Origin of the sequence: Oscillatoria sp. HE19RPO, assembly GCF_024220515.1 — a bacterium.
Classification (GTDB): Bacteria; Cyanobacteriota; Cyanobacteriia; order Cyanobacteriales; family Laspinemataceae; genus Laspinema.
Genome location: NZ_JAMXOT010000284.1, coordinates 1 through 10,925, shown reverse-complemented (window position 1 = coordinate 10,925; position 10,925 = coordinate 1). Strand labels below are relative to the sequence as shown.

At 50.0% G+C, this 10,925-nt stretch carries 11 protein-coding genes; 4 read left to right on the top strand and 7 right to left on the bottom strand.

What is annotated here, in order from left to right; genetic code table 11:
* Positions 1–353: 353 nt before the first annotated feature.
* The 7 genes from NG833_RS23300 to NG833_RS23270 form a co-directional block, all read right to left on the bottom strand.
* Positions 354–587, bottom strand: coding sequence for a hypothetical protein (locus tag NG833_RS23300; protein ID WP_254567662.1), 234 nt, complete (start codon positions 585–587; stop codon positions 354–356).
* Positions 588–649: 62 nt separating this feature from the next.
* The gene (locus NG833_RS23295) at positions 650–2,242 is read right to left on the bottom strand and encodes an ATP-dependent DNA helicase (RefSeq protein WP_254567661.1); all 1,593 of its coding nucleotides are present in this window, start codon (positions 2,240–2,242) and stop codon (positions 650–652) included.
* A gap of 574 nt (positions 2,243–2,816) precedes the next feature.
* On the bottom strand, positions 2,817–3,689 hold the full coding sequence (locus NG833_RS23290; RefSeq protein WP_254567660.1) for a hypothetical protein: 873 nt from the start codon (positions 3,687–3,689) through the stop codon (positions 2,817–2,819).
* Between the two features lie 112 nt (positions 3,690–3,801).
* The gene (locus tag NG833_RS23285; protein WP_254567659.1) at positions 3,802–4,389 is read right to left on the bottom strand and encodes a DUF1517 domain-containing protein; all 588 of its coding nucleotides are present in this window, start codon (positions 4,387–4,389) and stop codon (positions 3,802–3,804) included.
* Positions 4,390–4,518: 129 nt separating this feature from the next.
* Complete coding sequence (locus NG833_RS23280; protein WP_254567658.1) at positions 4,519–6,081, bottom strand: pentapeptide repeat-containing protein; 1,563 nt, start codon at positions 6,079–6,081, stop codon at positions 4,519–4,521.
* A 147-nt stretch (positions 6,082–6,228) separates the two neighbouring features.
* Positions 6,229–7,767 carry a pentapeptide repeat-containing protein gene (locus NG833_RS23275; protein ID WP_254567657.1) on the bottom strand — a complete coding sequence of 513 codons (1,539 nt, stop codon included), beginning with the start codon at positions 7,765–7,767 and terminating at the stop codon, positions 6,229–6,231.
* A 77-nt stretch (positions 7,768–7,844) separates the two neighbouring features.
* Positions 7,845–8,018: a hypothetical protein gene (locus NG833_RS23270; RefSeq protein ID WP_254567656.1), complete on the bottom strand. Its 174-nt coding sequence runs from the start codon at positions 8,016–8,018 to the stop codon at positions 7,845–7,847.
* Between the two features lie 196 nt (positions 8,019–8,214).
* Between NG833_RS23270 and NG833_RS23265 the strand changes: the two genes are divergently transcribed.
* From NG833_RS23265 to NG833_RS23250, 4 genes are all read left to right on the top strand, one after another.
* The gene (locus NG833_RS23265; RefSeq protein ID WP_254567655.1) at positions 8,215–8,361 is read left to right on the top strand and encodes a hypothetical protein; all 147 of its coding nucleotides are present in this window, start codon (positions 8,215–8,217) and stop codon (positions 8,359–8,361) included.
* A 61-nt stretch (positions 8,362–8,422) separates the two neighbouring features.
* The gene (locus tag NG833_RS23260; protein WP_254567654.1) at positions 8,423–9,289 is read left to right on the top strand and encodes a prephenate/arogenate dehydrogenase; all 867 of its coding nucleotides are present in this window, start codon (positions 8,423–8,425) and stop codon (positions 9,287–9,289) included.
* Between the two features lie 673 nt (positions 9,290–9,962).
* Complete coding sequence (locus NG833_RS23255; RefSeq protein WP_254567663.1) at positions 9,963–10,274, top strand: DUF6679 family protein; 312 nt, start codon at positions 9,963–9,965, stop codon at positions 10,272–10,274.
* A gap of 433 nt (positions 10,275–10,707) precedes the next feature.
* Positions 10,708–10,925, top strand: a 218-nt coding sequence (locus tag NG833_RS23250) for a hypothetical protein (protein WP_254567653.1), incomplete at its 3' end; no start/stop codon positions are given.

The window sequence follows — 10,925 nt, the reverse complement described above, 5'->3', positions numbered from 1 at the left end:
CCTAAATTTAGCTACTCAACCAACAATTGTCGTAGAAACCCGGTTTCTGGTCCTGGAGTCGGGGTTGAGAAACCGGGTTTCTTTCCTAAATTTAGCTACTCAACCAACAATTGTCGTAGAAACCCGGTTTCTGGTCCTGGGGTAGGGGTTGAGAAACCGGGTTTCTTTCTTAAATTTAGCTACTCAACCAACAATTGTCGTAGAAACCCGGTTTCTGGTCCTGGGGTAGGGGTTGAGAAACCGGGTTTCTTTCTTAAATTTAGCTACTCAACCAACAATTGTCGCAGAAACCCGGTTTCTGGTCCTGGGGTAGGGGTAAAGCTATATTATATAGATGTAAGTATCCAGAACAATCACTTCAAAACCTCCCAATCTTCAGCCTTTACAGCCGGTTCAAATGGAGCATCGTAGCGGTAATGTTGTTTTCCATGAAGTGGATATTCAGGGGAAGAAGTTTGGGAGGATGGCTGTTGTTTAGGCTGTTCTAAAAAAATAATTTCTACCGTATCTCCAGCATTAAAAGGCAAACCTGTTAATTCCAATTTGCCATCTTCACTGAATGTAATCGTGACTTTATGAGCATTCATTGGCGTACTCTCCTAAAAAAACAACTCCAGAACCAATGACCAACAACCAATGACCAATAACCCTAATTCACAAAGGAAGTAGCATCTAAATAATCAATTCGGGCTAGGGGACTGAGGGCGGATAGGACTTGGGTGCCATAGCTGCGGTAGAGGACGCGACTATCCAGGAGGGCGACGATGCCTTGGCGTTGACGAACGGGTGCAGTCGCCCGTTGGAGTTCTCGCAGGGCGGTCGGTAACAGATACAATCTAAACCAGTCTTGCCGTTCCCGTTTGTAGTGAGCAACACGACCCGCAACTAAAGGATTTTCTAGAGAAGGAATAGGCAAGGTGGCGATCGCCAGCAACTTGGGTGGCGGTAATGTACCTTGATATTCTCGCCAAAACTCCCAACCCGTAATTAAAATACTCTGTTCATCGATTTGAGTCTTTTCCACCTGCACCCGCGACCCAAACTCTGCCGCCAAAATTGTCCCTAAGCGGGGTTTGAGGGGGACATCTCCGACTAGGATGACAATCGGTCCGGGAGTCGTTGCTGCAATACAAAGTAAAGTTCTAAGTTGTTCTAATAATGCGGGTTCAAACTGAGGGGTATTCGGCATAGGAATTCCCTCGGGTAAATAGAGTTGAATCATCTCATTTTGGCGATCGGGAGAGAATTTCAGAGTCGTAACATCTCCCAATCCCAATTGTTGGCGATAAATCGGCGCTGAGGTTTCTAAATCTAATGCCCCCCCAATCAACACCACCGGCTGCTGGTCCCATATCGGTGCTAGGGTAGAGGCCACTTCTACCGGGGTTGCAGATAGGGTAAATTGGCCCAAGTTACGGTCAATGGCGGCCCAAAGCAGGCGATTGCCGCTATGAAACTGCTGCCAAAAGTGAATCCAGGTATCCGGCAGTTCGGAGGATGGGGAATGACTGGAGACGGTGGCAGTCCCGTTGCGCTGTTGCAGGGTGTGATAGAGACCCTGTAAGATTTTTTCTTCCTCCGACTCCAGCATTGAACAACCGTAGGGGTTGGCGGGATGTTGGAACAAGGCACGAGTCAGTTGCACCCTGGCATCGCGAATGATGGCAGCACAATCGGGACGGGAAACCATGAGTTGATTCCAGTCCCAGGATTGGAGGGTGATGCTGAGTTGCTCACTGGCCCAGGATTCTAGGTCATCGGCCCCATCAATAATGGTGGGAATTCCTGGGGGGATTTTGGTGCGATCGCCCAGAACATCTTCCAACCACAATTTCGGGGAAATAATCAGCAATCCTTGAAAATCCGCACCGGGCCACCGCCAACCGCCCGAGGCCCCATCGGTAACCGTGCGAATGGTTTTATTCGTCTCAATCCACTGCTGCATCTGAGGGATTTCCACCAACAGTAACCGCTGTTGAATCGGTTCCGGTGCCACTAGGATAGCCGGTCCGGGCCAGATAAACACGGGGGTTAAGTAACTGAGTCGATGTCCGCCATGAGCACCCACGGAGGGGATGCCGGTTTGAATCAGCGCACTGCGACCCACCCGAAACGCACGGGCCACCAACCGCGCCATCGTCAAATGATGCGGCCAATAGGGTTCACCCTGCGATCGCAGGAATGCTCTGAGTTGTTGGTGGACTTCTAATTCAATCACAACAGGAGAATATCGGATTGGCATTAATCCGGACAAAATGTAATCCCAAGCGGGGGAGTATGTTTGTAGTAACGACTTCAGTCGTACTCTTTGTTCGTAGTAACGACTTCAGTCGTACTCTTTGTTTGTAGTAACGACTTCAGTCGTTATCTTTGTTCGTAGTAACGACTTCAGTCGTTATCTTTGTTCGTAGTAACGACTTCAGTCGTACTCTTTGTTTGTAGTAACGACTTCAGTCGTACTCTTTGTTCGTAGTAACGACTTCAGTCGTTATCTTTGTTCGTAGTAACGACTTCAGTCGTATCATGGCTAAAGCCGTGACAGGGACCATGAGCGACTTAAGCGCCTGTAAAGGAACTGGAAGATCGGGACAGGGGTGCGTTACTTGGCTTTAGCCAAGTAACGCGGAAACGACTGAAGTCGTTACTACAAACGAAGAGAACGACTGAAGTCGTTACTACAAACGAAGAGAACGACTGAAGTCGTTACTACAAACGAAGAGAACGACTGAAGTCGTTACTACAAACATTGGACCCATCCAAGGTAGAGCCTCAATGTATTGTAGGGTTGGCAATGCCCACCCTACAGATAGCTAAATTTAACGGCGGCGTCTTGTGCCACCACCTGAGCGACGGGGGGCCGATCGCGTGGGAGAGGAGGAACGACCACTGCCAAAACTGCCGCGACGGGGAGTGGAACTACCGGATGAGTTGGAGGCAGGGCGTTGTAGGTTACTGCCACCGACACCGGACCCTGAAGGCCGCGAGTTGTTGGTTCCCGTGGCGGGACGATTGACATTACTGGGATTCGATCGCACCCGACCCGTTGTCCGCAATTGGTTCTGGCGATTTTGCACCGCTGGGGGTGGAGATTGGTAGCGGTTGCTATATTGCTGGACCGCTTGCTGATATGAGTTGCCATAGCCGCCATAACCCGTCATGACGACCCCAGGTTGATACATCGGGGGGACGTAATAGCGGGGGGTAAAGAGCGCATTGGCAACCATTTGTCCGGCGATCGCACCGGCAAAGGGAGTCCAGAAGCTAGATTGTTGGCGGACAATTACGGTTTCTGGTTGGCCGGTTTGCGGATTGGGTTGGGTTTCGGTTACCGCGTGAATATATTCAATTTTGAAGTCTTCCGTCAAATGCAGGGACGCTTGACCCGACTCCACTTGAAGGTAACTTTTTTCACCGGCAGAGATTTCTTCGGGAGTTAAACTCGCCATTGGCAAGTCATCGGTGCGAAACACCGAGGGGGAAGCATTGAGCAAAAACAGGCTATATTCCCCATTGGCATCGTTATAACTGGCCTGCTGGACGGGATAACGACCGTCAGCCATTCGGGTTGGGGTGACGGATGTGGTGGGGTTGGGTGCGCTGTAGGAAGAGGAACTTGTACCGCTACTACAGGCGGTGGTGGTCCAACAGAGCATGAATACCATTAAGACTGGGATGAGTTTGCGGAACATGGCGGAGGTAATGCGTGAAATTGATTCAAGTCAAGATTCACCGGACTGAGTTGGTCAGTCCGGCTGCTCTTTTCTTGATTGTAAGAGAAGATTTTGGATGACAGGGGGGGTTTTACAGGGGGATGAGTTCGGGAAAATACTCAAGGATTTGGTCTTCGGTGAGTTCTTCCCCGATCGCTGCCGGTGAAAAGTGGATTTGAATGCCGCGCAGTCGCTGTTGGTAATGGAGGGCGATCGCGGCTTTCAGACCCGCCTGTAACGCTTCCACGTTAGAGAGGTCCGTTTCGAGTTCCGGGACTTCCCCCTCTGCCGCTAAGGTGATCATGACGACGACATTGCGAGTCACCGGGAGGGAGAGGGTTTCCTCTGGCGAATCTGCGAACCGGACTTCACTGCCATAGCGCGCAGCCGAGTCGGTAAAGAGTTCGGTCCAATAGTCTCCAGCTTCCCCTTCGTCCCAGACCACATCCCCTTCATTGGCGGCAGACTTCCAATAGTCATCGTAGCGCAAGAGACTTTCGGTGATTTCTACCAGGGCCTCCCCGAGGGTTTCCAGGTCTCCATCGCTATCGAGTACGGGTCGGATGCCTTGGTTGAGGACCCCGAGCAGGGGGGCCACGTCATTTCCGGCGAGATGGATAAAGATTCGGGAGACGACGAACCGGGAACGGCCCATCATTTTTTTAAAGCGATCGCGCATAAGTCTCGATTGGCAAATAAACTCAGAAAAGTAATGTTTAAAAACTCGATTCCCTTCCGGGTGTCGGGTTTTTCTTAAAAATTATATATCCGTTCTTACCCGTTCTCTTGTACTAACAAAACAGAGCGGTTAATTATCGAGATAGTAAAATCCATCAATAAACTCCACTAGGTTATTAATGCTGGGTAAGGAAAACTTGGTTGCTTTCATCGTGGTTCCTGTGGCGGTTTTGACGGAACCCGATGGACCGATGGTCCGTTTTCCGAAACTGCCATCATAATAGACTTGCAGACTTTGGTCACTGGAATTGGTGAGTAAGACTTGGGTGGGGGTTTCAAAAAAGTTGTAGTTGTCGTTGGGGGTGAGGGTAACCGGCGACATTTGCATTTCATTAACAGCATGAATGGTTTGACTCAGGGCGGTACTCAGTTGTTTAATTTGTTTAATTGCCTCCATGTTGTGACTGTTAATGGCATAAGCTTGGAGCATTTTCATTAAGGTGATGATATTTTTTTGAGTGGCTACAGCATTTTTAAAAGGGATAATGGCAATGTAAGCGGTTGGAAAAATATCGCGATCGCTATCAATTTTAAACACCAATTCGGTGCGGCGGTAGCCCACATTAATACTGGGAGGATGAGGCATCATTTCCCCTTGACTGGCAATTTGATGGTAAACCTGAGCTAAGGTTTGATTGGCATCATGAGTTAAGGGAGCATCGATAATAATCCGAACTGTTGGGGGGGTTTGATTAAAAAATTTTTTAGCTTCTTCGGCGGAAAAGCGATAGATTTGAGTGCGATCGCCATGAGGACTCAAGTCAACCCACTCGCAAGTAATCCCTTCGGTTTTGAGGTTGTAGCGGGAAACGCCGTAGAGTTTTGCGCCGGTTAGCGTCGCGCCACTGAGGTCCGCACCCACCCACTCCACCCGGATTAAATTAGATTGGGTCAAATCCGCATGGACGAAACTGGAATTAATCAGGTTGGCGTTACTTAAGTCCCCTCCTAGCAAGTTGGCTCCGCTGAGTTTTGCCTCACTTAAATCCACCCACCGCAGATTGGCTCCACTTAAATCCGCCCACCGGAGATTGGCTCCACTGAGGTTAGCTCCACTGAGATTCACCCGACTCAGGTTGGCGTGGCGGAGTTCTGCCTCGGTCAGGTCGGCTCCACTGAGTTCGGACCGGCTCAGGTCCGTCCCGCTTAATGTTGCCCGTTCCAAATTGGAGCTGGTCAGGTTTGTGCCTCTCATATCTGCTTCACTTAAGTTAGACCCACTCAAGTTCACTTGTCGGAGTTTGGCCTCTCGTAAATCGGCACCGCTGAGGTTAGCCTCACTTAAGTTGGCCCGACTGAGTTCAGCGCGGACTAATTCAGCACGAATCAAAGCCGCTTGCATCAACTCTGCACCGCTGAGGTTGGCACGGACCAGGTTAGCGACATTGAGGATGGCTCCATTGAGCTTGGCCTTACTGAGATTGGCTCCACTCATGCGAGCCACATTGAGTTTTGCGCCGGTGAGGTCCGCCTCACTGAGATTGGCTCCACTGAGATTGGCAATACTGAGGGTGGCGTTCCTGAAGTTTGCGCCACTGAGATTCGCTCGACTGAGGTTGATCTCGGTCAGATCCATCCCAGAAAAGTCTCTTTCTCCTGCTGCATATTTTTTGATAATATCCTCGGCTTGCATAGATGGTATTCCTGTGAAGAAATTGCTGATGGGTTAGTGGGAGAATCGGTCAGAGGAGCCTGGAGGCCAAAATTAGGAAAACAAAGGACATGAAAGAGGGGAGAGAATAGAGACTGTCAGAATAGGGTTCGCCATTGACAAGATGGTTTATTTCTGAGAGATGGCATTGGAGGAAAAGTGCAAGCCTTTGATAAAATTAACCAGCAAGTTGACTGGGGGTAGAGAAAAATTAGGACTAGAAACAACGGGTCCAGCAGGCACTCCATTATTGCCGAGGGCGATATTAACCAGCCGTTTCCCAAAATTGGGATTGTGATGGACATCTAAGGTGCGATCGCCGGAATTCGTTAACACCGTTTGCGTGGGAGATTGAAAGAACTTTCCCCGTTGCACAATTCGAGAAAAGGTCTGGGAGTTTTTAATTTCCTTGACCTTTTCGCGGGCATTATTGAGTAAACTAGAAATTTCTTCCGATTCAATCATATCAACTAAATGCTCCAGATTCTCTTGGGTCACCCCGGCATCTTTAAAGGGGAGAATCGCCACATAAGCTGTAGAGAACAATAACAGGTCATTGCCGATTTTAAAACTGAGTTTGGTGCGCCTAGAACTGACTTCTATATTGGGCGGTTCGATTAAGTCCGGATAGCGATGGGCGATTTGATGGTAGGCCAAGGCTAAAGCTAAATGAGCATCTTGGTCGAGGGCCGCATCAATTAGGAGTTCTACCGTCGGTAGCGTTTGATGAAAAAAGGTTTCCGAGGTTTCTGGGGTAAAGCGGTAGACTTGAGCGCGATCGCCATTGGGACTCAGATCCAGCCACTCGCAGATAATCCCTTCGGTTTTCAACCCAAACCGAGACACTCCATGCAGTTTGGCTCCAGTTAAGGTCGCACCGGAAATATCCGCTCCCGTCCAGTCCACTTGGATCATATTGGCGTAGGTCAAATCCGCGTAAACCAAACTGGCATCGAGTAAATTGGCATGACTCAAGTCTGCACCTCGGAGGTTAGCGCCACTCAATTTGGCTCCACTGAGGTCCGCACCGCGTAAATTCGCCTCACTTAAATCCGCCCAGCGCAAATTAGCCCCAGAAAGGTCTACTCCCATGAGCTTGGTATGAGACAGATCCGCTTGGCGCAACTCACAATTTCTGAGGTTGGCTCCACTGAGGTCCGCACCACTGAGGTTCGTCTCTCTTAAATTGGCCTGTTCCAGATTCGCCCCCATTAAAGAGGCTCCTCTCATGTCTGCTTCACTGACATTGGCGCTGACTAGATAGGCTTGTCGGAGTTTCGCTTCGCGGAGGTTGGCCCCATTGAGGTCCGCTTGGGTGAGGTTGGCTCCACTGAGTTCAGCACGCATGAGTTCGGCGCGGATCAACGAGGCTTGAATTAACAGGGTTCCGCGTAGATCTGCCCGAACTAAGTTGGCAACATTGAGGTCCGCTCCATTGAGATTGGCTCCACTCAGGTGAGCGCTGTTAAGTTTCGCAACATTGAGCTTGGCATGGCTGAGATTGGCTCCAGTGAGGTCAGCACCGCTAAGATTGGCAATACTCAGGTTAGACCCACTTAGGTTGACTTCGCTGAGATTAACTTGACTGAGATTGACTTCAGTCAGCATCACCCCAGGAAAGTCTCTGGCACCAGCTACATATTTTTTGATTAGTTCTTCAGCTTCCATCGGGGCACCCTGAGAACAGCGGGACTTTACGGTGATAGCACGCTTGCATTACCATCCTAGCGGAAGAGCGATCGCTCTTAGGAACGTCCCCGCTTGTGGTACTGCTGAGTCGTTGGGAATCGTTCCCTGGGTGGAAAACCACGGGAGGGATTGTTCCATTGCAATTGCAACAGTCGGGCGATCGCCATCACCAAATCACCAAACGCACCCAGCGGGATAACTCCCACCAGAACACTGGGAGATCGACTCACTGTAACATTTTCTGACCCTCAATCTTCCCAATTGCTCCCTAGGCGATCAACAAATTCAACCCCTACAGCTCATCGGATTCTTTCACTGTTGACCGAGGAAAAGATCCCAGGGGGGACAGGGCCAAAAAAAGTAGGAATTGGCCGGTACAAAATCAGGAACAGTCGGACAACTCATCCGCAGGATCCGTAATTTTAGGTGGATTGGGGTGAATTATTCCCCGTTAGGGGCAAGGCGATCGCTCCGTGGCAATTTGGAGAAGTGTTAGGAGTGTTAGGGGTGTTAGGAGTTTCCCTCCTCATGGACTGGCGCAATTTGGGTCGCCTCGGGTCTGGGGATTTGTAATGGAATTCTGAAGGAGCCAACTGGGGTCATAATAAGTCGGAATTAGGTATTAAAAGAGCCGATGAACGTTGGAATTGTGGGTTTGGGTTTAATAGGAGGTTCCTTGGCGTTAGATTTGCGATCGCAGGGACACCGCATTTTAGGGGTGTCCCGTCGCCCACAAACTTGCCAGGACGCTGTAACGCGCCAAATCGTGGATGAGGCAGATGTAGAGATGACCCTGATGGCAAACGCCGAAGTGGTATTTATATGCACGCCGATCGCGGCGATCGCCTGGACTGTAGAACGAGTTGTCCCCCATCTCAACCCTACCGCTATCATAACGGATGTGGGTTCCGTGAAAATGCCTGTGGTCGAAGCGGTTACTCCCTTATGGCGAAACTTTGTCCCGGCGCATCCCATGGCAGGGACAGCCGAAAGCGGACTGGATGCGGCAGTGCCTGATTTATTTGTGGGACGTCCTTATGTGATTACTCCCACGGAGGATACCCCCGATGCTGCCGTAGAAACTGTGACCGAGTTGGCGCGTTCTCTGGGGTCCGATGTCTACATCAGCAGTCCTGAAGACCATGATTGCGCCGTTGCTTGGATTTCTCATCTGCCGGTGTTCGTTTCGGCGAGTTTAATATCCGCCTGTCTGGGGGAACCTGTGGGGAATCGCCTGAAATTGGCCCAACAGATTGCCAGTAGTGGTTTTCGGGATACCAGCCGAGTCGGTGGAGGCAATCCCGAGTTAGGGGTGATGATGGCGCAGTACAACCGAGGGGAAGTCTTGCGATCGCTCTATGGCTATCGGGATCAACTCAACCAGTTCATCCGGGCGATCGAGGCAGAAGACTGGAATACCTTGACCCAGGCCCTAGAACAGACCCAACACCATCGTCCGTTCTTTGTGGGAACCCCAGACAACCTGGAGCATTCGCCCTAACTAGAGGTTAAATTTAGACCGTTCAGGACCAGGGTGTGCTGAAAATTCCAGATTCTTTCTTTGAGGGAGTTGTCTCAGAATGACTGAAAATCGGTACAATAGGAAAAAGAAGCTACCTAATTATTCGAGTTGATTACAGCGTCCAAGCATCGAGTTAGGGGTCAGTTACCCAAGTCAGTCCCGCGAACTGACCCGAACGGGCCAGGCTTGAGGCCCACCCTGCCTAACTTAATCGAGTTCCTAACCGGGGGGATCGCAACCGGATGGGGAGAGACGGCAACCAGACCAGCCCCTTAAAACCGTCGGACCCTCCTTCAATACCTTAGTTAAAATCCCCTTCCCTATCTAACTTTTGTTCGCCCCCTGTTCAAAATCCGCGCTTTTGTCAATTTCTCGCTACGATATCCCCCCTCAGCGAGGGTGATATTTAATTTGGATTAGTACATTGCGAGCAATATTGACGGGTTTTCAAGCTACACTGTCAAATTAAATCGGTAGCCATCAACCCCGAGGTGGAACAGTTCAACTCAAGCCATGCATTATGGAAACAATCGGGCCCCCATCCTGGTCCCACCCTCACTTTGGGGAACTGGTGCGATCGCCGCTTAATTCTCGCTTTGGTGAGAAATACGATTTAGCAATTGAAAAATTATTTGCTCAGGAGAAGCCACCTATGCTACACCGCAAGATTTATCAATTCTGTTGCGATGGTCGTGAAGTCAGTATTTTCTTGCGGGATCAGCAACGTTGGATTGACGGTGTTCGCATTCTTGACATCGAAGGAGATTTAGTCACTATCCGCTATGAAACTGATGACGAAGATGAACTCTCTTCCTGGGAAGATATGTTTCGTCTCGAAAGCATCGGTGCCGTTAGCCAAAAAATTGCCTGCGTTTCGCGGGGTAATGTGGAGCCTTTGGTATCAGATGACTGTCCCGAAGCCGAACAAATTCCCAAACGCTCTCCCGACTTGAATCAAGAATAATCTCAATAGTCGGTTTTGCCTTGAATCCTAACGTTTCCAGGCCACCGGGCGATCGCAACGGTTCAGAAGTAAAATAAACCGGGTTTCTGTACAACCCTAATTGAGGTCATACTCATTACCGGGTAGGAAACCGGCTTCTTCTCCCCTTCCCCTCTACTGGACCGAGGCGATCGTTAAAAACCCTTAGAACAACAAATCGTTAATCATAGCCTTGAGTGCCATTCCGGTACTTAAGGCTATAATTTTGTGCCTCAAACCAACACCCCATGCAAGGTCCAGCTACATCAACAAAGCCCCAACCCAAGCTAAAAAAACCAACTTCCCTCTTAGTTCGTAGTAACGACTTCAGTCGTTATCTTTCTTCGTTCGTAGTAACGACTTCAGTCGTTCCCCCCCCCCAAAATCTCTTTGTTCGTAGTAATACGGAATCCGGTTGTCAAAGGTCTGCAAAAACCCGCAGGCTGTTCGCGTAGCGTTCCGTAAGGAAAGCCTGGGGCTATACGGACGAAGCCCGCCTGCGCGGGCTAAAACCAAAATCTGTAAAAACCCGCAGGCTGAAGCCTGGGGCTATACGGACGAAGCGGTGCCTGCGCGGGCTAAAACCAAAAACCGACTTTTACCAACCGGATTTGGTATAACGACTTCAGTCGT

Excerpts from the sequence above, each read along its gene's own strand:
- NG833_RS23300 (WP_254567662.1), bottom strand. The coding sequence starts at position 587 with ATGAATGCTCATAAAGTCACGATTACATTCAGTGAAGATGGCAAATTG.
- NG833_RS23295 (WP_254567661.1), bottom strand. The coding sequence starts at position 2,242 with ATGCCAATCCGATATTCTCCTGTTGTGATTGAATTAGAAGTCCACCAA.
- NG833_RS23290 (WP_254567660.1), bottom strand. The coding sequence starts at position 3,689 with ATGTTCCGCAAACTCATCCCAGTCTTAATGGTATTCATGCTCTGTTGG.
- NG833_RS23285 (WP_254567659.1), bottom strand. The coding sequence starts at position 4,389 with ATGCGCGATCGCTTTAAAAAAATGATGGGCCGTTCCCGGTTCGTCGTC.
- NG833_RS23280 (WP_254567658.1), bottom strand. The coding sequence starts at position 6,081 with ATGCAAGCCGAGGATATTATCAAAAAATATGCAGCAGGAGAAAGAGAC.
- NG833_RS23275 (WP_254567657.1), bottom strand. The coding sequence starts at position 7,767 with ATGGAAGCTGAAGAACTAATCAAAAAATATGTAGCTGGTGCCAGAGAC.
- NG833_RS23260 (WP_254567654.1), top strand. The coding sequence starts at position 8,423 with ATGAACGTTGGAATTGTGGGTTTGGGTTTAATAGGAGGTTCCTTGGCG.
- NG833_RS23255 (WP_254567663.1), top strand. The coding sequence starts at position 9,963 with ATGCTACACCGCAAGATTTATCAATTCTGTTGCGATGGTCGTGAAGTC.